This window comes from Pseudalgibacter alginicilyticus (assembly GCF_001310225.1).
GTDB classification, from domain to species: domain Bacteria; phylum Bacteroidota; class Bacteroidia; order Flavobacteriales; family Flavobacteriaceae; genus Pseudalgibacter; species Pseudalgibacter alginicilyticus.
Genome location: NZ_CP012898.1, coordinates 3,167,851 through 3,192,778, shown reverse-complemented (window position 1 = coordinate 3,192,778; position 24,928 = coordinate 3,167,851). Strand labels below are relative to the sequence as shown.

Here is a 24,928-nt window from a genome sequence, read left to right as displayed (position 1 = left end):
TGTAAATTTTAAAAAATAGTTGTTATAGCGTTCCTTCTTGGCTTTTAACTGAAAAACCATCCAAAAAATTATTATCTACTAAATACATTTCTTCAGTATCTATATTTTTAATCAACACCTTTGTTCCATTAAAGCTTAATTTCTTTTTAGAAATACCGTAGTTTAAAAATGTTCTCTGTGTTATTAATTGGCCTTTACTAAATCCATTTGTTGGTGCATTAAGCACAAAGTATCTTCCAACTTCAAAAAAGTTACCTGTAACATGTTCTGCCCCTATAGCATGTTGTAACGTATAGCCTTTTTTATTATTTGGCTTATCAATAGCTATCATTTTGTCGGTTTGGCGCAGTTTTCTCCTTAAAACAATAACATCCTGATAATCTGGTTGTTCTAAAGGCACAATTACGTTATCTAATGCTAATAAAACCCTGTTTAAATGCTGTTTCATTTCCTCAGGTTTTAACTTAAGAAGTAAAAAACCTGCCTGCATCTTTTCATTTATTTGGTCATCTGAATATAATAGGACTTTTATATTCTGTTTTAAAGCAAGTATTTGAGCTTCCTTTAATAATATTAATTTATTTCCAAAAAGATCATTTGAATTCATAAAAGCAGACACATGACTTCTGATGGTTAATACATCATTAAATCTATCAATAGCTTTAGAATATTCTATAGATTTAGAAGTACTGTCAATAATAGCTATTTCCAAGTCATTTTTCAATTTAACATACTCTGGGTTTAACATTTTTTCTGCCTCAGGTAATGCTATACTATAAATTTGTGAAGTGGTATGACCTTTTAGCGTTTGCTTTCTGGTATTTAGTCTGTTAAATTCAAGATTTGCTTCTTGAGCATACACACTACAAACTGCCCAAAAGATAATAACTGGTAGTAGGAAAAAAGATTTCATAAGTCATAAATTAGGTTTAATAAGTAAATGAGGGGACTCAAATGTATATTTAACAAGCCTCTAGAGGCAAAAAAAATCGATATAATACAAATTTACATGGTTACACAGCTCATTATAAGCTGTTTGACAATTAATTTTAATTAAAAAAACAACTCAATTTTTAACTAACTATACATGGCTTATCTTTATCAATTGGAATTTTTAAAGCAAAAACCTGTTTAACAAAAATGAACAAGAAGCCTAAAACACCTTGGCCAACGAAAGACGTTATGAATCAAATTTATGATCTGAAACTTTGGGGAGGAAAAGAAGTTGATTTTTACTCTGGTATTGGTTCACACGACCCCCAAATTATAAATCCGTATTTAAATGCATTAATAACATTTTTTAAGACTAAAAATAAGTCACTTGTAATTTGCGATTTAGGTTGCGGCGATTTTAATATTGGCAAACACCTTGCTAAATACACCAGAAAATATTTTGCAATTGATATTGTTGATAATCTTATACAGAGAAACAAAAATATTTTCAAAGAAGACAACTTAGAGTTTTATTGTCTAGACATTTCCAAAGACAAACTTCCACCAGCAGATTGTATCATACTACGACAGGTATTACAGCATTTATCAAATTCAGAAATAAAAAATTTGGTTAAGAAAATAGAAACCTACAAATACATCATTTTAACAGAACATATACCTATTGGAGATTTTATTCCAAATAAAGATATTATTTCAGGACAAGGAATTCGATTAAAAAAAAATAGCGGTGTAAATTTATTGGAAGCACCTTTTAATCTGAAAATTAAAGAAATGAAAATATTAAATGAGTACATTTTAGAAAATAATAAAGGGAGAATAACAACGTATTTTTATAAAATACTTTAACGTAGTGATTAAATATCCTGTAAATGAATTTTATAGATATATACCATCCTTTTTTTTCATATTAACAGTAACTACTTTTATTATAGCTGTCTTTTTTATGAAAAACATCTTACTAAAATCATTAATGACTTTTATAGATATAGAACTACTAAATCTATGAAAAACCGAAAAAAATAAGATTTCTCTCACCCCTCAGCAGCAAAAAATGAACTGACATGGTTGGAAACTTTGCCTATTACCCTTAATTGTCTTTTAAATGTTATTCTCTATATAACAGTCATTTATATTGCTTTTCCTATGATACTCATTTCTGTGAAATTAATCATTTGTAAAACAGAATCTGTTATTGATAAAAAATTTAATTATATAGTGAGGTAAATCACCAAACAATAACATATTTAGATTTAATGAACGCCTCATTTAGCTACTGCCCTCCCTTGCTTTATCATTAAGTACTATTTTATTACTGCTCATAAACAAAAGGAACATATATCCAAGTATTTTAGATGGACTCAAAGCTTTAATTTTCTATACAATTCATACCATTACAACAGCTAATTGGTCTATTTAAAAAAGAAACTATTAAATTTGATAAACGAAAAACACAACTAATAAGCATGGTAGCTTATTAAATTGAAAAGCACATTTAGCTTTTAAGCAAGCAAGTATCAATCCTGGCAAATTTCTCCCAACACCCACAAATAATCTTCTCGATTATTCACAAAATCCCTATGAGAAACATCAATAATTTTTACATTAAAATCTTTTTGAGTTTTTAAAAACTCTAAGTAGCCCGTATTAATTTTTTCTAAATACTCGTCAGCAATATTTTGCTCGTAGTCACGGCCACGTTTTTTTATATTCTCTTGAAGTTGTGTGGTATTTTGATATAAATAAACATACAAATCTGGTTTTCGCAATTCTTTATACATCAAATAAAACAGTTTTCTATATAAGTTAAACTCATCCTCCGCTAATGTGATTTTTGAAAATATAAGTGATTTAAATACATCATAATCACTCACAATAAAATCCTTAAATAAATCGAGTTGTGATAAATCATCAGAAATTTGTTGATAGCGATCCGCTAAAAAAGACATTTCCAAAGTAAAGGCATATCTATTAGCATCTTCATAAAATTTAGGTAAAAATGGATTGTCTGCAAAACGTTCTAAAATAAGTTTTGCATTAAAATCATTTGCAATTTTATTTGCCAAGCTTGTTTTACCTGCTCCAATATTTCCTTCAATCGCTATATAGTTATAGCTTGAAAAATTAAGCACTTTACTTGGGTTTTTTAACCAGATATTAATGGGTTCTAAAATAGATTTATCTCCGCATTCTTCCAACAAAACTGACACCTCCTTATTAAATTTTGGATGTTTAATTTTTGGAGCTACATCATTTAAAGGCATTAATACAAACTTACGTTTACTCATTTCTGGATGTGGTACCTGTAAATTTTCAGTATCAATAATATCATCTTCTACAAACACAATATCTAAATCAATCACTCTAGCTTCGTAAATATCTTTATTTATTCGGGTTCGTCCCATAGCTGTTTCAATATTTAATAATAATTTTAAAACACTTTGAGGCTCAAAGTAACTTACTAAAACTAAACAGCAATTAAAAAAATCATCACTTTCAAATCCAAAAGCTGGTGATTTATACACTTTGGAAATTAACTTTATAGTACCAATCTGAACAAACATTGCATCAATTGCATCTTGTAGGTTCTTAAATTTATCACCTTTATTACTGCCTAAAGCAATATGATATGTAGTAGGATTGTTCATAAATATTGGCAAAATAACTAAAACAATTTTTAATACTTTATATTTACAAGGCGTATTTATTCACAATTACAAATGAGTTTAAAAGATAAATTAGCTGCCCAACGTATCTACATCCTTTTAGGAGCTTTGTTTATTACCTCTTTGGTAGTTTCTAACTTAATTTTTCAAAAATTTTTCTATTGGTACCCAATGAATTTTGAGATTTTTGGAATCAAACTTTTTGAAATTTCAGTTGGAATTTTACCTTACCCAATTACTTTTTTAATAACCGACTTAATTAGTGAAATTTATGGAAAAAAACGTGCTAATGATGTAGTAGTGACTGGTATTTTTGCTTCCTTTTTTTCACTTTTGATTGTATATGTATCTAGTAGTGTGCCTGCCACATCGTGGTCTCATGTACAGGACCATACTTTTGATCATGTTTTTGGAAATTCTGCTATTGCTGTTTTTGCTAGCATGCTCACCTATTTATTTGCACAGTTTGTGGATATTCAAATTTATCATTTTTGGAAACGGCTTACTAAAGGCAAACACCTATGGTTTCGGAATAATTTCTCAACATGGTTTTCGCAATTTATAGACACCTTTACCATTGTGTTTTTATTGTGTTCGTTTGATATTATTGATTGGACAAACTTTAATGGTTTATTGATAAGTGGGTTTCTTTTTAAACTGATCATCGCTATATTGGATACACCTTTTCTTTACTTAGGTGTTTATTTATTTAGAAAACGTTTCAAGCTAAAAGTAAACGATGAAATTGATTTACTTTAACTTTTTAACAATAAATTCACTGTTTTCAGTCTTTTACCATCATTTTTGCGTATATATTTGTATTACAAATAACCTAAATTCTACATCTTGAAAAAAATTTTAAAAATCTCAGGCATCACTCTACTCACAATCCTTGTATTGTTAATTGGTATTCCTTTCGCATTTCATGGGCAAATACAAGATATGGTTAAGCGTTTCATAAATGAAAATCTAAATGCTCAAGTAGAATTTAGCGATGTAAGTTTAAGCTTTATTCGCAGTTTTCCTCAGGCATATGTAGGTGTAAATAATTTGGTCATTACCAATTTTGAACCTTTTAAAGACGAAACGTTTATAAGCGCTAAAAACATTTCGTTTACCATGTCTATCAAAGAATTATTCAAAGCAGCCAGTGAAGGCCCAATTGTTATTAATAGTATTTATTTAGACGAAGCCTTACTGACTTTAAAAACGGATGCTTTGGGAAATAACAATTATGATATTACCAAAGACAATGAAACTGAAACAACTTCTGAAAGTGATGGTAGTTTTGCTTTTGATATTGAAGATTATAAAATAAGTAATAGTGCAGTGACCTATGTAGATGAAATTTCAAAAATGGCCATTCATATTACCGAATTTAATCATGAAGGCAAAGGTGCTTTTTCTACAGAAATTTCTGAATTAGACACCAAAAGTGAGGCCAATGTTAGTTTTATTTTTGACAATACTAACTATTTAAACAGCAACCCTATAAAATTAGATGCTAAAATTGGATTGGATTTAGTAAATAGCAAGTATACCTTTAAAGAAAACAAAGCACTGATAAATGAGTTACCTATCGAGTTTCAAGGTTACGTACAGCTACTTGAAAATGGACAAGACATAGATATTAGCTTTGAAAATCCTGAATCTTCATTTAAAAGTTTCTTGGCTGTTATCCCAAAAGCCTATTCTAAAGATATTGAAAATGTTGAAACCACTGGTGATTTTAAAATTAAAGGCATTGTAAAAGGCATACTTACTGAAGAAACCATTCCTACTTTAAACATTAGTTTCCAATCAAATAACGCCTCTTTTAGATATCCAGATTTACCAAAAGGTATAGAAAATATTGTTATTGATACTGAAATTAAAAATGAAACAGGATTTATGAAAGACACCTATGTTAACATAAACACCCTAAACTTTAAAATTGATCAAGATGTTTTTAAATCATCTATTGCTTTAAAAAACCTTACCGAAAATATGTTTGTAAGTGCCAATATTGATGGGGTTTTAAATTTAGGAAATATCAATAAAGCCTATCCAATTGAGTTAGAAAATGACTTAACAGGTATTTTAAAAGCCAAATTAAATGCTAATTTTGATATGAAGGCCATTGAAACCAATGCCTATGAACGTATTAAAAGTAGTGGCTCTGCTAGTATTTCAGATTTTGCTTACTCATCTGAAACCTTTGCTAATCCAATACAAATTTCAGAGACCGTTATGGCTTTTAACCCTACAACAGTTTCCTTAAGTAACTTTAAAGCTAAAACAGGCGAAAGTGATTTATCTGGTACGGGAACTATTAATAATTTACTCGGATTTTTATTAAATGATGGTACTTTACAAGGCCATTTCACACTAAATTCAAACCTATTTAAAATAAATGATTTTATGTCTGAAGATGAAGTACAAACTGCAGACAATACGACTGCAACAAGTTCTGAATCTTTAAAAATACCCGCTTTTTTAGATTGCACCATTAATGTGAATGCAAAAACAGTAGTTTATGACAATTTGAATTTAAGCGATGTTTCAGGTACTCTATTGATAAAAGACCAGCAAGCCACACTACAAAATATGAAATCCAGTATTTTTGATGGAGCCCTGTCTATTGCCGGTGACGTATCTACAAAAGGAGAAACACCAACTTTTAACATGAGTTTAAGCGCAGATGGATTTGATATTGCTAAATCGTTTAAAGATTTAGAACTACTACAAAGCCTTGCTCCAATTGCCAATATTATTCAAGGAAAAATAAACACGAACATCAATTTATCTGGAGATTTAGACGAAGAATTCGCTCCTAATTTGAACACAATTTCAGGCAATGCCTTGGCAGAATTATTAGCAACCCGAATTGGTGACAACCAAAGTGAGCTAATGAACAAATTAGAAGGCACATTAAACTTTATAGATTTTAGCAAATTAGATTTAAAAGACTTAAAAACCAAACTTGAATTTGCCAACGGTAAGGTTAGTGTAACGCCTTTTGATTTAAAATATCAAGACATTGGCATTACCATTTCAGGAGCACACAGCTTTGATCAAACCATGGATTACAGTGCCGTTTTTAATGTACCTGCCAAATATTTAGGAAGTGATGTAAACAGATTAATTGGAAAAATAAACGATAATGAAGTTAACCAGATTACCATTCCTGTAACAGCTAATATTGGAGGTAGTTTTACAAATCCATCCGTTAAAACCGACTTAACAAGTGGCGTTTCAAACTTAACCAAGCAACTTATTGAAATTGAAAAACAAAAGCTCCTGAATGAAGGCAAAGACAAAGTATCTAATCTTATTGGTAATATGATTGGTAGTAATCAAACCAAAACAGACTCTTTAAAACAAGAGCAAAATAATGCGGTTAAAAATGTCTTGGAAGGTCTTTTGTCTGGTAGCAAAACTAAAACAGATACAACAAGCACTGAAACCTCAACCAAAACCAATACAACACAAAATACTGTAAAAAATGTTCTGGGCGGATTATTAAATAAAAACAAAAAAGATACAGTTAATTAACATTTACAGACAGCCGTTATTCCTATATTAAAAAGTTTCTAAATACTATTGTAGATTATAACCTAAAGGTAACAGTTCTGAAATGCGTTTTTTAGACATTTCACCATTTAAAATAATTGACTCAGGCGGGGCATGATGCCCTGAATAATCAATAGTAAATTCGTCTTTTAATACCATTACAGATTGGTTGTAGACTTTATATCTAATTACAAGTTTATTAACAAGCGGTTTTATATGTTTTTTGTTTTCAAAATCTGTTATCTTAAAATATTTATATGCAGGAACCTCAACCCACTGATAATAAATTTTAAAGTCATTTTCATCAAGATTTTTTGAGTATAGAGCTCTCATAAAATGAAGGGTAGATCCTAAGTAACTTTTCTTTCTGTTTCTTGAAATTTTTATTGAAGAATTATTTTCTAACCTTTTAAAAAAAACAAATCCATGATAGTTAATAGATATTGGTATGGATGATACATTATTGTTCATTTTAAACTTTACTTGAAAATCTCTCAAGTTGTATTCTAAAAGATAACCTAAATACTTATTTTCAACAATTAAAGGCACATTAGAGGTTGCTATTAATGTCTTTGATGAAGAAATATACCTTAACTTAATTGAATCCTCATTAATTATTCTACATAATCTAGCTGCTTTACCTCTCCCCAAAAATTCTCGTTTAAACATCTTTATTTTTTTCAATCTACTCCACGTGTCTGTTTCTATATAAACAGTATTTAATTCCTCTAATTTTTCAGGCAAATAAATATTAGGTAATATTTTATTAGTTTGAATAGTTTGAGAATGAATTATAATAGGTTCATACCCTATTATACTTATTATTAAAGGGGAATTATTCTTTTCAAATGAAATTTTAAAATATCCTTCTTCATTGGTAGTAACCCCTAAACTTGTTCCATCAAAGTACACTGATGCATTGTAAATTGGAATAGAGTCTTTAGCTCTAAAAACTTGTCCTGTAACTTGATTTTGAGAAAAGCCAACATCCATTTGTAATATAAATATTGTAAAAAATAAAAATAAGATTGATTTTTGATTTTCTTCTTTATATACTGACATCCTAAATTAGTTTACTTTATAACATAATTGTGTTCAGGTGTTTTCACCTTTGTTAAGATCAAGTTGTATCTTAAGAAACATTAGCTTTTCTAAAATGAAGTTAGTAGTTTATTTTACAAATTGTAGCTCCAATTAATAAGCCAAAAATCTAATCTACTCAAAAAAAGGCTACATGCTATGTCTACAATAAATTATAACTTCAAAAAAATATAAAAAATTCATTTTCAGTCCAATTTTTGTATTTTTTCAAACAAAAACATCATTTTATTAGGTTTTTGCAATAAAAAAGTTATATTATTATTTGGTGAACATTTAAACTTTTAAAAATAATACATGAGGCAATTAAAAATCACAAAACAAGTTACCAACCGAGAATCCAAATCCTTAGATAAATACCTTCAAGACATTAGTAAAATCCCATTAATTACCGCCGAAGAAGAGGTAGAACTGGCACAACGCATACACAAAGGCGATCAAAAAGCATTGGATACCCTCACAACTTCTAATTTACGTTTTGTAGTTTCTGTTTCAAAACAATATCAAAATCAAGGATTAACATTACCTGACTTAATCAATGAAGGCAATGCTGGCTTGGTTAAAGCAGCAAAACGCTTTGATGAAACTAGAGGTTTTAAATTTATTTCTTATGCTGTTTGGTGGATTAGACAAGCAATTCTTCAAGCTTTAGCAGAACAATCTCGAATAGTTAGATTACCTTTGAACAAAATTGGCTCTATTAATAAAATAAATAAGGCTTATTCCTTTTTAGAGCAAACACATGAAAGAGCACCTAGTGCCCAAGAAATTGCCAATAATTTAGATCTTACAGTTAGCAACGTTAAGCAATCTTTAAAAATTTCGGGTAGGCATATATCTATGGATGCACCTTTTAAAGAAGGTGAAACATCTAATTTATATGATGTTATTAATTCTGACGAATCTCCTAGACCAGATTCAGATTTGATAAAAAACTCATTAAACATGGAAGTAAACCGTGCCTTAAATACGCTTTCTGAAAAGGAAGCAGAAGTTATTCGTCATTATTATGGCATCAGTAAAAAACAACCTATGAGCCTTGAAGAAATAGGAGATGCTTTTGGTTTAACACGTGAACGTGTAAGACAAATTAAAGAAAAAGCCATCAGACGATTAAGACACACCTCAAAAAGTAAAGTACTAAAAACGTATTTAGGATAATCCTTTGTACATAATATAAATTAAAAATCACATATGCTAAAAATTATTGTTAAGGATGGCGAAAATATAGAACGCGCCTTAAAACGCTACAAAAGAAAACACAGAAATATTAAAGTAATGCAAAACTTAAGAGATGGGCAATTTTTCACAAAACCATCTGTAAAAAGACGTCGAGAAGTTCAAAAGGCAGCATATATTCAAAACTTAAGAGACCAAGAGGAAATATAACTGTTAAACAGCTATTATAAAAAAAAAACATCCCATTTGCAATTAAAATGTAAATAGGATGTTTTTTTATACTAAAATGTTAACCACTAGACCTTCATTGCTTCTAATATTAAAAACAGTATTGTCCTCAAAAATGAGATACTGACCTTTTATCCCAACCAGTTTTCCGGAGAATTGTTGCTGCTTTAAAAGATTTAAACTCTTAGGTTTTTCTGGATACTTATATACAGGAAACTCAATATTGGTTTCCGTATTATTTTCTATATAATAATCTATAGCTTCATTTGGAATATATTGCTTTAACCTATCTCTCCATGCTACTAAATTTTCATCTTTAATATCATTTTTAAGCATGCTTCTCCAATTGGTCTTATCAGCAACAAAATCTTTTAAAGCCACCTCAGTAATCCCTGCTAAATATCTATTTGGAACTTCTACTATTTCTATAGCCTCATGAGCCCCTTGATCAATCCAACGAGTTGGCACTTGACTTTTTCTTGTTACACCCACTTTTACATCGCTGGAATTTGCCAAATACACAATATGTGGCTGCAATTGTACTTTTTTTTCATATTCCAAATCTCGATCTTCCATTTCTAAATGTGCAGTGCTTAGTTCAGGGCGCATAATCCAATCTGCTGCTTGAGGAATATCAAAAAAACAACTTTTACAGAACCCTTGCCTGTAAATAGACTTATCTAAACCACAATTTAAACATTGGTATTTAACAAATTGAATACTGATGTTTTTATTTAATAACTGGTTCATATTTAAAAAGTCATTTTCAAACACCAAATAATATTGAATTGGGCTTGTAAATTCAGTTTCCATTTTTGTTAAAACACCTTGGTAGGTCATAAAAAAAAGTATTATTTTTAAAGACTTAAAGATAAAAATAAATATGCCAATACCTATAGTAAATTCGATTGCTTCTTGGTTCTTAAAAAAACGATTTCATCAGATAGATTTGTTTTTAAAATACCCTAATGAAGTACAAAATGAGTTGCTTCAAAACCTTTTGGCTATTGCCAAAGACACCGAAATTGGCAAACAATACGATTTTAGTAGCATAAAAAATTATAAGACTTTTGCTGAACGTATACCTATAAAAAATTATGATGGTTGGCAAGATGATATTGAACGCGCTAGAAGAGGTGAAACCAATATTTTTTGGCCTACCCCTATAAAATGGTTCGCAAAATCTAGTGGAACTACTAGAGCTAAAAGCAAATTCATTCCTGTAAGTTCTGAATCTTTAGAAGACTGCCATTATGCTGCAGGAAAAGATTTGCTTTGTATGTACCTTAACAACAATGAAGACTCTCAATTATTTACAGGAAAAAGTTTACGCTTGGGAGGCAGTAAAGAACTGTATAAAGAAAATGGAACCATCTTTGGTGATTTATCTGCCATTTTAATTGACAATATGCCGTTTTGGGCTGAATTTAGTAGCACTCCTAGCAACAGAGTATCTTTAATGAGCGACTGGGAACATAAAATGCAAGCCATTGTAAATGAAACCGTCAATGAAAATGTAACAAGCTTAGCTGGTGTGCCTTCCTGGATGCTGGTACTCCTCAATAACGTTTTAGAAACCACAGGAAAGCAAAGCCTACATGATGTATGGCCAAATCTTGAAGTTTACTTTCATGGTGGCGTAAGTTTTACACCCTATAAAGATCAATATAAAAAAATACTTCCTAAAAAAGATTTTAATTATTATGAAATCTATAATGCTTCGGAAGGCTTTTTTGCTATTCAGGACAGAAACAATTCTAGTGAATTACTTTTAATGTTGGATTATGGAATTTTTTATGAATTTATCCCCATGAACATATACGCTACTCCTGAAGAAAAAGCCATTCCGCTTAGTGAGGTTAAATTAAATGTTAATTACGCCGTTATCATAACTACTAATGCGGGACTGTGGCGTTATAAAATTGGAGACACACTTAAATTTACTTCATTAAACCCATATCGCATAAAAATTTCTGGTAGGACAAAACATCATATTAATGTTTTTGGAGAGGAACTTATTATTGAAAATGCTGAAGCTGCTCTAAAAAAAGCTTGTAAAAGCACCAAGGCCGAAATTGCAGAATTTACGGCAGCCCCAATTTTCATGAAAGACAAAGAAAAGGGTGGGCATGAATGGCTAATAGAGTTTAAAACACCACCAAAAGACATTGATTATTTTACTGAGCTAATGGATACTGCTTTAAAATCTTCAAATTCTGATTACGAAGCTAAACGCTACAACAACATAACTCTGAACAAACCTATATTGCATATAGCAAGACACAATTTATTTTACGATTGGCTAAAACGACATAATAAATTAGGTGGTCAGCATAAAATACCAAGACTATCAAACACACGCGAATATTTAGATGAATTATTAGTTCTAAATTCTTAATAAGTTTCTTTTTGTATTATCAACATATTATATAATACAAATTAGTACCGTTAACGATTAAATACACCCATACAAAACCTTTAAACGAGTATTAGTTTCTCTTAATCTAAAAGACAACAATAAAGTTTGACACTTTTATATTTAAACATATTTTTAACTCAGTTTTTAATAAGAACACAAACTGTTCCCTAAAACAATCCTCATAATGTCCTTTATTAATTAACATCCATAAACAAAAAAACCACTCTTTTAGAGTGGTTTTTTTATTAAGAAAACAAACGTTTTTAAGAAACTGCTTTTAGTTTCTTTAAAGTTGTTTTTGTTATTTTTTCTTCAGCATAAATCTTAGTAACGTTTAATTTACTCTCATCTGATGATGGCAGTTCAAACATAGCATCGGTTAAAATTTCTTCACATAATGAACGTAACCCTCTTGCTCCTAATTTATATTCTATGGCTTTGCCAACAATAAAATCTAAGGCCCCATCTGTAATAGTGAAATCTATGTCATCCATTGCAAACAACTTTTTATACTGTTTGATAATGGCGTTTTTAGGCTCTGTAAGAATAGCTCTTAACGTTTTAGCGTCTAAAGGATCCATATGTGTTAATACAGGTAACCTACCAATAATTTCAGGAATTAAACCAAAATCTTTTAAGTCCTTAGGAATAATATATTGTAATAAATTATTTTGATCTACAACTTCATCTGATATAGACGCGCTGTAGCCAACAGCTTGCATATTTAAACGCTTAGAAATCACACGCTCAATACCGTCAAAAGCACCACCAGCAATAAACAAAATATTTTCAGTATTTACTTCTATGAATTTTTGATCTGGATGTTTACGACCTCCCTTTGGCGGCACATTAACCACAGTACCTTCTAATAGTTTTAATAAAGCCTGTTGCACACCTTCCCCAGATACATCACGCGTTATAGAAGGATTATCACTTTTACGAGCTATTTTATCTATCTCATCAATAAAAACAATACCTTTTTCGGCTTTTTCTAAATTATAATCTGCGGCCTGTAGTAATCTTGTTAAGATACTTTCTACATCTTCACCAACATAACCTGCCTCAGTTAATACGGTTGCATCTACAATAGCTAAAGGCACATTAAGCATTTTTGCTATGGTTTTAGCCACTAACGTCTTACCTGTACCTGTTTGCCCAACCATAATAATATTACTCTTCTGAATTTCAATTTCATCTTTAGTAACAGGCTGTAATAAACGCTTATAATGATTGTATACAGCCACTGACATTACTTTTTTTGTAATATCTTGGCCAATAATATATTCATCTAAAAAATTTTTAATCTGCTGGGGTTTGCGAAGTTTTAATTCTGCTGATAAATCACTACTATCGGTTTGTTTAGATTCTTCAACCACAATTCCGTGAGCTTGCTCAATACATCTATCACATATATGAGCATCTAAGCCTGCAATAAGCAAGTTAGTCTCAGGTTTTTTTCTACCACAAAACGAGCATTCTAATTCTTCTTTTGCCATTAATCTTTTTAAATTAGGTAAGTGCGACTTGTTTTTTAATCCCTTAAAAACAAGGGGTAAAGTTACAAATTTTTATTTAATTACGTGCTAATATCTCGTCTATCATACCATATTCCTTGGCTTTATCAGCTTTCATCCAATAGTCTCTATCACTATCTTCATAAACTTTGTCGTAATCTTGCCCTGAATGCTTACTTATAATTTTATAAAGCTCTTCTTTCAAAATTAAAATTTCACGAGCCGTTATTTCAATATCACTCGCTTGTCCTTGTGCTCCTCCAAGTGGTTGATGAATCATAACTCTTGAATGAGTCAACCCACTACGTTTCCCTTTAGCACCAGCGCAAAGCAATACAGCTCCCATGGATGCGGCCATACCTGTACAAATAGTAGCTACATCTGGTTTTATAAATTGCATGGTATCATAAATACCTAAGCCTGCATACACACTCCCTCCAGGAGAATTGATATACATTTGAATGTCTTTGGATGCATCAACACTTTCTAAAAACAATAATTGTGCTTGAACAATGTTTGCAATATTATCGTTGATTCCCGTACCTAAAAAAAGAATACGATCCATCATTAAACGAGAAAACACGTCTAATTGCGATATATTTAATTGACGTTCTTCAATAATATAAGGCGTCATATTGGAAGGGTACATACTACTCACAATTTTGTTGTAATATGTGCTACTAATCCCTTGATCTTTTATGGCAAATTTTTCAAATTCCTTTGCGTAATCCATAATCTGTTTTTATATTTTTTTTGATTAAAACCCTGATTTTTATCAAGATGTACTAAACCTCTTTAGAAAAAATTCATTCTGAATAAAAAGGCGCTTAAATCGATTGATTTAAGCGCCTAAATATAAGCAATTATTATTTACTTATTTATCGCCATAAACTTCTTTAACAAAGTTTTCATATGTGATTTCTTTTACTTTAATATTTGCTTTTTCTTTATACATAGCAAGCAATTTTTGACTTACCAACTGCTCAGAAATACGACGTGCTTCTTCTTGGTTAGAAAGCACACGTGCTGCAATATCATCCAATTCCTTATCTGAAGGATTCATTTGACCAAACTGAGCCATTTGTCCTTTAATCATTTCTCTCGCATGTCCTTTAATATCATCCATAGTCACTTGAATGTTATTATCTGCAATTAACTTCCCTTCAATTAATTGATAACGCAAGCTTTTTTCTGACTTCTCATATTCTTCTTTTGCTTGCTGTGCATCAATTTCCTTTTCTCCTGCAGTTTGCATCCATTTGGTAAGAAACTCAGCCGGTAAATCAAATTTTGTATTATCAACTAAATATTCAGTAACATCATTTAAAAGTTTTTGTTCCGCTTGTTGTGCAAATTGCTTCTCAGCATCTTCTTTAATTTTCCCTTTAAGTTCTGTTACAGAAGTTACAGCATCTTTGCCAAATAATTTATCAAATAATTCTTGATCTAAATCTGCCAACTCACGTTTGTTTATTTCAGAAATTGTAAATGTTACTTCAATATCTAAACCATGAACCGTATCATGATCCACCTTTAAAGCATGCATTAAATCATGATCATCATTATAAAGTCCTTTTGTTTGCAATGCAATAACATCACCAGACTTTGCTCCAATAAATTGTTTTTCAGTAGCTTTTCCTTTAAATTTATCAAGTGTTAAAGTAACTGTGTTTTCAATCTCACGCTCTTCATTTCTATAAACTCCAGTAATTTCACTATTTTTTTCAACAATGTCTTGAGACACTAATTTCCCATATTGCTTTTGAATACGCTCAATTTGCTCATCAATCATTTTGTCATCAGCCACAATATTATATTGCGTAATGGCTTTTTTACTTTTTAATTCTACCTCAAATTCTGGAGCTAAACCTAATTCAAATTCAAAAGAGAACCCATCAGCATCCCAATTAATGTCATCTTGAGGTTTTGGTAAAGGCTGCCCTAACACATCTAACTTTTCCTCTGTTAAATATTTATTTAATGCATCTTGAAGTAATTTATTTACTTCATCTACCAATACTGCTTTTCCATATTGTTTTTTAACCATGCCCATTGGCACATGACCTTTTCTAAAACCGGGAATGTTTGCTGTTTTACGGTAATCTGCTAAGATTTTCTCAACCTTATCGCTATAATCTTCTTTCGCGATATCTACTTTCACTACAGCATTTAATGCATCTACGTTTTCTCTTGTAATATTCATTTTATATGATATAAAGCCTTAAATCAGGCATTTAACAATATAAGGTTTTTTTAAAACCCTAAAATTTATGTAACCAAAATTGGGATGCAAAAATAATATATTTTTACATCCCAACAAAGTTTTTAATTAGCTGATTTTTAAGCTATTTTTTATCTTCATTTAAAAGGGAATGTAGTATAGATTGCAAAAAGGATAATAGAATACTAAATAGTATGGCAGTCCAGATACTACTAACCGAAAACCCATCAATTAATTTGTCTGCTAATAGAATGATAAGCGCATTAATAATTAACAGAAACAACCCTAAAGTTACTACAGTTATTGGTAAAGTTAAAATAACCAACACGGGCTTTACCAATGCATTTAATACAGCCAACACAATGGCAACAATAATAGCTGTAGTAATTTCATTGCCTGACAAATTTACACCAGGTAAAAAATATGCTAAAATAACCACTGCTAAAGCAGTTAATAAAAGTCTGAGAATAAAGTTCATAATAATTATATTTTTATTAAAAGTAAAAATAAATTAACTAAGAAACCGCATTACCGCCTCAAAAAAGTCTTTAGGATTTTCGGCGTGCAGCCAATGTCCTGCATTTTTTATACTTACAATCTGAGATTTTGGAAAATGATGTAATATCAAGTTCTCATCTTGCTTCTGTATATAATCTGACTTATCACCACGCAAAAACAATGCATCGCTATTAAAAAGCGCATCATTTGATAATGCTTGTCCAATTTCCGAAATATTTTTCACCAAAACTTTCAAATTCATTCTAAAAGCAAGTTCTCCTTTTTGTTTCCAATATAAATTTTTAAGAAGAAATTGACGTGTACCAAAATCCGTAATATAGTTACCTAAAATTTTATCAGCCACCCCCCTGCTTTTAACCTCTTCAAAATCAATAGATTGTAAGCCTTCTAAAATAGTCTGATGATGTTCTGGATAAAAACGTGGAGAAATATCTGCTACAATTAATTTAGAAACCAACTCTGGATAAAGTGTTGCAAATAACATGGCGGTTTTACCACCCATAGAATGCCCTAAAAGCACAATATTATCCAACTGATAGTGCTCACAATAATGCTTTAAATCATCAGCCAACACCTCATAATTAAAAGTATCATCCCAAAAACTTTGTCCGTGGTTACGCTGATCTATCAAATGAACTTGAAATCCTTTATCTCTAAATTCAGTTCCCATTGTTTTCCAGTTATCACTTGTTCCTAAAAATCCATGAAGAATAATAAAAGGGGCTCCTTCTCCTAAAATATTTGAATGTAACAGCATGTGATTCATGATTTTTTAAATTCCTTATTTCAAAATTATTTTAGTTTATTTAAATACATTTGGATTACATTTTCAATACCCAAATATAAACTTTCTGCAATAAGAGCATGCCCAATAGAAACTTCTAATAAACCCGGAATATTTTGCTTGAAAAATTGAATATTCTCCAATGACAGATCATGACCAGCATTAATACCCAAATCAAATTGATTCGCTAAAACAGCACTTTCTACATAGGGTTTTATAGCTCCAGTATTTCCTAAACCATATTGAAGCGCAAACCCTTCAGTATACAATTCTATCCTATCAGTTCCAGTAGCCTTTGCTCCTTCAATTTGACTCAATACTGGATCTACAAAAATAGACGTTCTAATACCATTTTTATGAAATTCTTTAATAACATCAACCAAAAAACTTTTATGTTTTATAGTGTCCCAACCCGCATTACTTGTAATAGCGTCTTCGGCATCTGGCACCAAAGTTACTTGTGTAGGCTTTATCTGCAAAACTAAATCCATAAAAGATGGCACTGGATTACCTTCTATATTATATTCAGTATGCACTACAGATTTTAAATCGCGTGCATCTTGATAACGAATATGCCGTTCATCTGGCCTTGGATGAACTGTAACGCCTTCTGCACCAAATCGTTGCACATCTTTAGCAAATTGCAAGACATTAGGCACATCACCACCTCTTGAATTTCGCAATGTGGCTATCTTATTAATATTTACACTTAACTTTGTCATGTATCAAGTTTAAAAAGGCAAAAATACAAAGTAGAAAAGGCATATATGCTATTTTTTTGATTAATTTGCAATCATAATAACTTTGTGTCATGAAACTTTCAGAATACATAATAAACGACATTAAACCACTTATTAGTTCTAACAAAATTAGTGAACTACAAGTGCTTTTTAATCAGTTAACATTTTCCCACATGCCGGTAATAGACAATAACGATGTGTTTTTAGGATGTTTTTCTGAAACCGATGCTTATTGTTTTGAAAGTAATAAAACCTTAGAAGATTACAAATATGCCATTGAAGGTTTTTTTGTTAGAGAAAATGCACTGTGGTTAGATATTTTAGAAATTTTTGCTAAAAACTCAACAAATATTATGCCTGTTTTAAATCATAAAAACAACTATTTAGGTTATTATGAGCTTAATGATATTATCAGTTTATTTAGTGAATCACCTTTTTTCTCAGAAGCTGGAAGTGTTTTGGTAATTGAAAAAGGTATTAACGACTATTCGTTTAGTGAAATCAGCCAGATTATTGAATCTAACAACGGAAGAATCTTAGGAGCTTTTGTTTCTAAAATGAAACCCAATTTAATACAAGTTACCTTAAAAATAGGAAACACCAGTTTAGATACCATCATTCAAACCTTTAGACGTTATAGTTACCAAGTGGTTTCAGGACACGAAGATGACAGTTATTTAGAGAGTTTAAAAGAACGGTCTGATTATTTAAATAAATACCTAAACATTTAAAACCTATGAAAGTTGCTGTTTTTGGACGGTTTTATAACGAAACCACTACTATTTCAGTTGAAAGATTGTTTTCTTATTTATTGAAAAAAAATGCCGATGCTTATATTGAAACCGAATTTTTTAACCTAATAAAAAGTAACTCACCAAATTTGGATGATTACACCTCTTTTAAAACCTTTGATACTTTAGACACATCCTTTGATTTTTTAGTAAGCATAGGAGGTGATGGCACGATCCTAAGGGCTATTGTTTTTGTTAAAGATTTAGGCATTCCTATCATTGGAATCAATACAGGGAGATTAGGTTTCCTAGCAACTATACAAATTAATCAAATAGAAAGTGCCATCCAAAATATTATTGATGGCAAATATAAAATATCGGAACGAAGCTTGTTATCTGTTGAAACCGAGCCAGAAAACAAAGACATTTCAGGATTAAACTTTGCTTTAAACGAAGTAGCTATCAGTAGAAAAAACACCACATCCATGATAACCGTAGAAACCTATTTGGATGATGAATATTTAACATCTTACTGGAGCGATGGACTCATAGTTTCTACTCCAACAGGCTCCACAGGTTATTCTTTGAGCTGTGGCGGCCCAGTTATTACTCCAAGCACCAATAGTTTTGTTTTAGCACCTATAGCACCTCATAACTTAAGTGCTCGCCCATTAATAATTCCGGATTCTACGGAAATCCATTTAAAAGTAGCTGGTCGAGAAGACCATCATTTAGTATCCTTAGACTCTAGAATAACCACTTTAGATAATGGTACATTAATAAAAATAAAAAAAGCTGATTTTAAAATTAAAATGATTGACTTATTGAACGAAAGCTTTTTAGACACCCTCCGAAAAAAACTACTCTGGGGAGAAGATAAACGCAATTAATTTGATAAACATTGCAATTAAACAATAATTAGAAATAAAAACTGTTTTAATGAGATACTATTAAACTCAAATTATAGCAGTCAAATCTTATTTGTTATATTTGCAAACTTTTTAACACCTATGAGGCACATAATCATTATTTTAATAAGCATTTTAAGCTATCAAATTACCGAAGCTCAAATCAATGAAATTGGCATTTTTGCTGGTGGGAGTAATTTGATTGGTGATGTAGGTGCAACTGATTATATTTCACCAAATCAACTGGCTTTTGGAGGCATCTATAAATGGAATAAAAGCGCAAGGCACTCATGGAGAGCTTCCATAATTTTTAGTGATTTAAAAGCCGAAGACATCAAATCTGACGACCCAAGGCGCATACAAAGAGATTATACCTTTGAAAGTAATATTTTAGAAATTTCAGCAGGTTTAGAATTCAACTTTTTTGATTTCAATTTACACTCTGGAAAAAAATTAGCCACACCCTACTTGTATACAGGCATTAGTGTTGCACATCATGACAACTATTATTTTTTAAACGGAATACAAACCTCTGAAAACACCTCGAGTTGGGCTTATGGCATCCCAATGGTTTTAGGCATTAAAACCACTTTCATTAATAATTTTATTTTAGGTTTTGAGGTTGGTGCTCGTTACACTTTTTCAGATGAAATTGATGGTAGTATTCCAGATTCAGCAAACAAACAATCATTATATAGTTTTGGAAATAAAAACAATGACGATTGGTATATGTTTACAGGAATAACCTTAACTTACACCTTTGGCCTCAACCCGTGTTATTGTATCAATTAATATGGATTTAAAAGAAGAAATATTAAAAAAAAGCCTACCTAAACATGTTGCCATTATTATGGATGGTAATGGACGCTGGGCAAAACAACAGGGCATGCTACGTGCTTTTGGACATAAAAACGGTACTAAGGCAGTTCGAGAAGTTGTTGAATCTTCAGCTGAATTAGGTATTGAAAACCTAACACTATACGCTTTTTCTACAGAAAATTGGAACCGCCCAAAATCTGAAGTAGATACACTTATGCGCTTATTAGTATCTTCATTAAAAAAAGAAATCAAAACACTTCAAGACAACAATATAAAATTAAATACTATTGGTTGTATAGAGTCACTCCCTTCTAAAGTCTATAAGGAATTAAATGATGTTATGAACGTCACAAAGACAAATGACAGAATGACTCTAACCTTAGCCTTAAGCTACGGTTCAAGGGAAGAATTAGTAAACACTATCAAAGAAATTAGTATTAAAGTTAAAAATAATATAATTTCGCCCGAAAAAATTGATGAATCAATTATTAATGAGCATCTTTACACGCAAAATTTACCAGATGTAGATTTGCTTATACGGACAAGTGGTGAACAACGCATTAGTAACTTTTTACTTTGGCAAATAGCTTATGCAGAATTACACTTTACAAGTATTCTATGGCCGGACTTTAAAAAGAAAGATTTATTTAATGCTATTATCGAATATCAAAAAAGGGAACGAAGATTTGGGAAAACAAGTGAACAACTTAGGTAAGTCATTACCATTTAGATTATATACAAAACATATCATTACCGCATTAGTTCTACTAATCGGATTGAATCTTCAAGCGCAAAATATACCATATAGCGATGGTAAGAAATACACTTTAGGAGACGTTACTGTTTCTGGAAACACGAGTTTTAGTTCTGAAACTATTGTCACTTACTCTGGTTTAAGAAAGGGCGCTGAGATAATGATTCCAGGAGAAGATATTAGTAGTGCCATAAAAAAACTATGGAACTCTAAATTGTTTAGTGATATAGAAATATATCTTACAAAAACCGAAGGCGATGTAGCTTACTTAGAAATTCAACTCTCAGATTTACCACAATTAAACGAAGTAAAAATAACGGGAGTTAAAAAAGGGAAATTTGAAGGCATCATCAAGGACAACAAGCTTAATCCTGGTACTAAAGTAACCGAAAATCTTATTGTTACCACAAAAAACCACCTTGTGAATAAATATAAAAAGGATGGGTTTTACAATACTAAGGTAAACATAAATACTATTGAAGTTAAAGACTCTATGACTACAGCTAGAGTTAATATGGTAGTAGCTATTGATAAAGGTGAAAAGGTTAAGATTAGCGATATTGTATTCAATGGCAACTCAAATTTAGATGATAAAGTGCTTAGAAAAAGCATGAAAAGCACTAAAAAAATCAACCGATTACGTCTTTTAAAACGTTCAAAATTTATTGATTCTGCATACCATGCTGATTTATCTAGTCTAATAGATAAATACAAAGAAAACGGGTATAGAGATGCTCGAATACTATCTGATAGTATCATTGTAAATGGCGATAAAACTATTTCTATAAATATCAATCTTGAAGAAGGTGACCTCTATAAATTTGGTGATATTACCTTTATAGGAAACTCTGTTTATACCGACCAACAATTAAACAGAATGCTACGTATTAAAAAAGGAGACACTTATAACGGGGTTCTTTTACAAAAACGTATTGCTGATGCAACCAAACCAGATGCAGATGATATTACCAATCTATATCAAAACTCAGGATATTTATTTTCTTCTATAAACCCTGTAGAAGTTAGTGCTGATGAAAACGTTATAGATATGGAAATTAGAATTTCTGAGGGTAAACCTGCTTACTTTAACTCTGTGACTGTAGTTGGAAACGACAAAACAAACGACCACGTGATTTATCGTGAAATCCGTACACGTCCAGGACAATTATACAGTAAAGCTAATGTAATGCGTACAGTTAGAGAATTTGGTCAACTTGGTTTTTTTGACGCTCAAGAAATAACACCAAATTTTAACAACCCAAATCCTAATGAAGGAACAATTGACATGGAATACTCTGTTAAGGAAACAGGGTCTAGTCAAATAGAACTTCAAGGGGGATATGGCGGTGGCGGCTTTATTGGAACCTTAGGATTATCATTCAACAACTTTTCTATAAAAGACATTTTTAATGGTGAAGCATACAAACCAGTACCCATGGGTGATGGTCAAAAATTAGCTTTACGCTTACAAGCAAGTAGGTTTTATCAAACCTATAGCTTTTCTTTTTCTGAACCTTGGTTAGGAGGAAAAAGACCTGTACAGTTTTCTACCTCAATTTCTCAAACAAAACAATTTTCTTATGATTATACCACAGGAAATGCCGATAAAAGTAAAAGTTTTAATATTACAGGTATTTCGGTTGGTTTAGCAAAAAGATTAAGTGTTCCAGATGATTATTTTACATTGTCACAAGCTTTAAGTTTCCAACGCTACGATTTGAATAATTATGATGTAGGTCTGTTTACTTTTAAAGATGGATATGCAAATAACCTGTCATACACCGTGGGATTAAGTAGAAACAATACACGTATTGATCCTGTGTTCCCTACCGGTGGTTCAAGTTTTACTGCCACGGCAAAATTCTCGTTCCCTTATTCTTTAGTTAATGGTGTAGATTATGAAGCTTTGCTTGAAGAAAAAACAGAGCAAGAAGCTATTTACATTGATCCAGATACGGCATTAGACCAATCTAATGCTTTAACAAGAATTGGAGAAATAGATCAAGAACGTTACAAGTGGTTAGAATTTTACAAAATAAATTTTAAAGGTGATTGGTATACAGAAATAACTAAAAACTTGGTATTAAAACCTAGTTTTGAATTTGGTTTTTTAGGTGCTTATAACAATGACAGAGGTGTTATTCCGTTTGAACGTTTCTTTTTAGGTGGTGACGGACTAGGAACTTATAGTTTAGATGGTAGAGAAGCTGTTGCTCTACGTGGTTATCCTAACCAATCTTTATCATCTACAGATGGAGGTACCATTTATAATAAATTTTCCTTAGAGCTGCGCTACCCAATTACATTAGGTGCAGCTGCCAAAATATATGGTTTAGGCTTTGTAGAAGGCGGTGCGTCATACAATGACTTTAGAGACTATAATCCATTTGACATTAAACGTTCTGCTGGTTTAGGAATTCGTATTTTTATGCCTGCCTTTGGATTGTTAGGTATTGACTTTGGTCATGGTTTTGATCCTATTGACAGTACAGGAAGTAAAAATGGATGGGAAACCCACTTTATAATTGGACAACAATTTTAACTCTAAGTTTATTTTGGCACGATATTTTCTATTAACACTTTTGAAGATTTGAAGCTAAAATTAAAATTTTTAAGATTAAATTTCGTTAATTTTGAAAATGCAATTCAAAAAGTGACAAAACTCAAAAATATCATTGGTCGTTTTTAGAATTTATGCAGATAAATTATAAAATATGAAACAAATGAAATATCCATTATTAAAAATTGCGTTCTATCAAGAAAAAATACAATGGATATTACATGTGTCTTTTAAAAAAAATAAAAACCATCACATGAAACATAACGTTCTTTTTTTATTGACACTTGCATTTACATTAAGCTTATCGGTAAGTGCTCAACGAGGAGTTCGAATTGGTTATATTGATACAGAATATATTCTACAGAATGTACCTGAATATCAAGAGGCCACATCGCAATTAGAAGGTAAAGTACAAAAATGGAAAGTCGAAATTGAATCTAAGCTCACTGAAATAGCACAAAAACGTCAAGATTTAAGTATTGAAAAACCCCTTTTAACGAAAGAGCTTATAGATGAACGTGAAGAAGATATTAATTTTGAAGAAAAAGAAATATTAGATTATCAACAAAAACGTTTTGGTCCAAATGGTGATTTAATGATTCAAAAAAAGCAATTAATGCAGCCCATTCAGGATCAAATTTTTGCTGCCGTTCAAGATATTGCTGATGGTAGAGCTTATGATTTTATTTTCGACAAATCTGCAGATGCTGTTATGCTTTATTCAGCAAAACAATTTGATTTAAGTGAACAAATAATCCGAAGCATTACCAGAGCTTCTAAGCGAACTCAAGTATCCTCAAAAGCCGAACGTAAAGCTTTAGAGGAAGAAGAATTAGTGCCAGAGGTTAATTTGGAAAAAGAAGCTCGTGAAAAAGAACTAGAAGACAAAAAGAATGAACGTGCAAATGCTGAAGAGCAACGCCGACAAGAAATTTTAGATGCTCGTGAAGCAAAGAAAAAAGAAGCTGAAGCTAGACGTCAACAAATTTTAGAAGACAGAGAAAAAGCTAGACAAGAAAAACTTGCGGAAAGAGCAGGAAACATAAAGTCTACAACCGAAACGGAAAAAGAGACAACAGGTGAAGAACCATCAACTGAAAATAGTGAAACCACCGAAGAACCTACTGAAACAAAAACCAGAGCGCAACTTATAGAAGAAAATAGACAGAAAAAATTATTGGAGCGCCAAGCAAGACAAAAAGAACTTGAAGAAAGAAAACAAAGAATTTTAGAAGAAAGACAACGGGTTAGAGACAGCCTAAATAATAACAAATAATAACAAATA

Annotated in this window: 22 protein-coding genes; 12 read left to right on the top strand and 10 right to left on the bottom strand. The window is 31.1% G+C overall.

All coding sequences use genetic code 11. The features are described 5' to 3' along the window. Positions 1 to 22: 22 nt before the first annotated feature. Positions 23 to 913, bottom strand: coding sequence for a hypothetical protein (locus APS56_RS13225; RefSeq protein WP_157757672.1), 891 nt, complete (start codon positions 911 to 913; stop codon positions 23 to 25). Positions 914 to 1,140: 227 nt separating this feature from the next. Here APS56_RS13225 and APS56_RS13220 point away from each other — a divergent pair, with 227 nt between their 5' ends. Continuing rightward, positions 1,141 to 1,800: a class I SAM-dependent methyltransferase gene (locus APS56_RS13220; protein WP_054729144.1), complete on the top strand. Its 660-nt coding sequence runs from the start codon at positions 1,141 to 1,143 to the stop codon at positions 1,798 to 1,800. A gap of 668 nt (positions 1,801 to 2,468) precedes the next feature. Here APS56_RS13220 and folK read toward each other — a convergent pair. Then, entirely contained in the window at positions 2,469 to 3,599 is a 1,131-nt protein-coding gene (gene folK / locus APS56_RS13215) for a 2-amino-4-hydroxy-6-hydroxymethyldihydropteridine diphosphokinase (RefSeq protein WP_054729141.1), read from the bottom strand. A 72-nt stretch (positions 3,600 to 3,671) separates the two neighbouring features. On the opposite strand from folK, the gene APS56_RS13210 reads away from it, so the two are divergent. Together APS56_RS13210 and APS56_RS13205 are read left to right on the top strand one after the other, a co-directional pair. After that, a complete protein-coding gene (locus APS56_RS13210; RefSeq protein ID WP_054729140.1) occupies positions 3,672 to 4,376 on the top strand; it encodes a queuosine precursor transporter in 705 nt (234 codons plus the stop codon). A gap of 87 nt (positions 4,377 to 4,463) precedes the next feature. Then, on the top strand, positions 4,464 to 7,151 hold the full coding sequence (locus APS56_RS13205) for an AsmA-like C-terminal region-containing protein (protein WP_054729137.1): 2,688 nt from the start codon (positions 4,464 to 4,466) through the stop codon (positions 7,149 to 7,151). 45 nt (positions 7,152 to 7,196) lie between these two features. On the opposite strand, the gene APS56_RS13200 is transcribed toward APS56_RS13205, so the two are convergent. Next, on the bottom strand, positions 7,197 to 8,231 hold the full coding sequence (locus APS56_RS13200) for a carboxypeptidase-like regulatory domain-containing protein (protein ID WP_054729132.1): 1,035 nt from the start codon (positions 8,229 to 8,231) through the stop codon (positions 7,197 to 7,199). Positions 8,232 to 8,564: 333 nt separating this feature from the next. Here APS56_RS13200 and APS56_RS13195 point away from each other — a divergent pair, with 333 nt between their 5' ends. Then, positions 8,565 to 9,428, top strand: coding sequence for a sigma-70 family RNA polymerase sigma factor (locus APS56_RS13195; RefSeq protein WP_054729129.1), 864 nt, complete (start codon positions 8,565 to 8,567; stop codon positions 9,426 to 9,428). A 33-nt stretch (positions 9,429 to 9,461) separates the two neighbouring features. Beyond that, a complete protein-coding gene (gene rpsU, locus APS56_RS13190) occupies positions 9,462 to 9,656 on the top strand; it encodes a 30S ribosomal protein S21 (protein ID WP_054729126.1) in 195 nt (64 codons plus the stop codon). A gap of 66 nt (positions 9,657 to 9,722) precedes the next feature. Here rpsU and APS56_RS13185 read toward each other — a convergent pair whose 3' ends face one another. Beyond that, the gene (locus tag APS56_RS13185) at positions 9,723 to 10,514 is read right to left on the bottom strand and encodes a DUF2797 domain-containing protein (RefSeq protein WP_054729123.1); all 792 of its coding nucleotides are present in this window, start codon (positions 10,512 to 10,514) and stop codon (positions 9,723 to 9,725) included. A 43-nt stretch (positions 10,515 to 10,557) separates the two neighbouring features. Here APS56_RS13185 and APS56_RS13180 point away from each other — a divergent pair, with 43 nt between their 5' ends. Further along, the gene (locus APS56_RS13180) at positions 10,558 to 12,072 is read left to right on the top strand and encodes a GH3 auxin-responsive promoter family protein (RefSeq protein WP_054729120.1); all 1,515 of its coding nucleotides are present in this window, start codon (positions 10,558 to 10,560) and stop codon (positions 12,070 to 12,072) included. 284 nt (positions 12,073 to 12,356) lie between these two features. Here the strand turns inward: APS56_RS13180 and clpX are convergent, their stop codons facing one another. The 6 genes from clpX to APS56_RS13150 form a co-directional block, all read right to left on the bottom strand. Then, on the bottom strand, positions 12,357 to 13,589 hold the full coding sequence (clpX, locus tag APS56_RS13175) for an ATP-dependent Clp protease ATP-binding subunit ClpX (protein ID WP_054729116.1): 1,233 nt from the start codon (positions 13,587 to 13,589) through the stop codon (positions 12,357 to 12,359). 76 nt (positions 13,590 to 13,665) lie between these two features. After that, positions 13,666 to 14,340 carry an ATP-dependent Clp endopeptidase proteolytic subunit ClpP gene (clpP, locus tag APS56_RS13170; protein ID WP_054729113.1) on the bottom strand — a complete coding sequence of 225 codons (675 nt, stop codon included), beginning with the start codon at positions 14,338 to 14,340 and terminating at the stop codon, positions 13,666 to 13,668. 141 nt (positions 14,341 to 14,481) lie between these two features. Next, entirely contained in the window at positions 14,482 to 15,810 is a 1,329-nt protein-coding gene (gene tig / locus APS56_RS13165; protein WP_054729111.1) for a trigger factor, read from the bottom strand. Positions 15,811 to 15,952: 142 nt separating this feature from the next. Beyond that, positions 15,953 to 16,306 carry a phage holin family protein gene (locus APS56_RS13160; protein WP_054729108.1) on the bottom strand — a complete coding sequence of 118 codons (354 nt, stop codon included), beginning with the start codon at positions 16,304 to 16,306 and terminating at the stop codon, positions 15,953 to 15,955. 33 nt (positions 16,307 to 16,339) lie between these two features. Then, on the bottom strand, positions 16,340 to 17,104 hold the full coding sequence (locus APS56_RS13155) for an alpha/beta fold hydrolase (protein ID WP_054731394.1): 765 nt from the start codon (positions 17,102 to 17,104) through the stop codon (positions 16,340 to 16,342). 35 nt (positions 17,105 to 17,139) lie between these two features. Then, positions 17,140 to 17,853, bottom strand: a complete 714-nt coding sequence (locus APS56_RS13150) for a pyridoxine 5'-phosphate synthase (RefSeq protein WP_054729105.1) — start codon at positions 17,851 to 17,853, stop codon at positions 17,140 to 17,142. A gap of 89 nt (positions 17,854 to 17,942) precedes the next feature. Between APS56_RS13150 and APS56_RS13145 the strand changes: the two genes are divergently transcribed. The 6 genes from APS56_RS13145 to APS56_RS13120 all read left to right on the top strand — a co-directional run bounded on the left by APS56_RS13145 (position 17,943) and on the right by APS56_RS13120 (position 24,919). Beyond that, the gene (locus APS56_RS13145; RefSeq protein ID WP_054729103.1) at positions 17,943 to 18,602 is read left to right on the top strand and encodes a CBS domain-containing protein; all 660 of its coding nucleotides are present in this window, start codon (positions 17,943 to 17,945) and stop codon (positions 18,600 to 18,602) included. 5 nt (positions 18,603 to 18,607) lie between these two features. Next, on the top strand, positions 18,608 to 19,492 hold the full coding sequence (locus APS56_RS13140) for an NAD kinase (protein ID WP_054729100.1): 885 nt from the start codon (positions 18,608 to 18,610) through the stop codon (positions 19,490 to 19,492). 120 nt (positions 19,493 to 19,612) lie between these two features. Beyond that, on the top strand, positions 19,613 to 20,302 hold the full coding sequence (gene porG / locus APS56_RS13135) for a type IX secretion system protein PorG (RefSeq protein ID WP_054729097.1): 690 nt from the start codon (positions 19,613 to 19,615) through the stop codon (positions 20,300 to 20,302). 1 nt (position 20,303) lies between these two features. After that, complete coding sequence (uppS, locus tag APS56_RS13130) at positions 20,304 to 21,044, top strand: undecaprenyl pyrophosphate synthase (protein WP_054729092.1); 741 nt, start codon at positions 20,304 to 20,306, stop codon at positions 21,042 to 21,044. Beyond that, positions 20,980 to 23,625, top strand: coding sequence for a BamA/OMP85 family outer membrane protein (locus APS56_RS13125; protein ID WP_082379354.1), 2,646 nt, complete (start codon positions 20,980 to 20,982; stop codon positions 23,623 to 23,625). Before uppS ends, APS56_RS13125 begins: the two co-directional genes overlap by 65 nt. A 181-nt stretch (positions 23,626 to 23,806) precedes the next feature. Beyond that, positions 23,807 to 24,919 (top strand): OmpH/Skp family outer membrane protein, encoded by a 1,113-nt coding sequence (locus APS56_RS13120; protein ID WP_236778423.1) that lies wholly within the window; start codon positions 23,807 to 23,809, stop codon positions 24,917 to 24,919. The last annotated feature ends 9 nt before the right edge of the window (positions 24,920 to 24,928 follow it).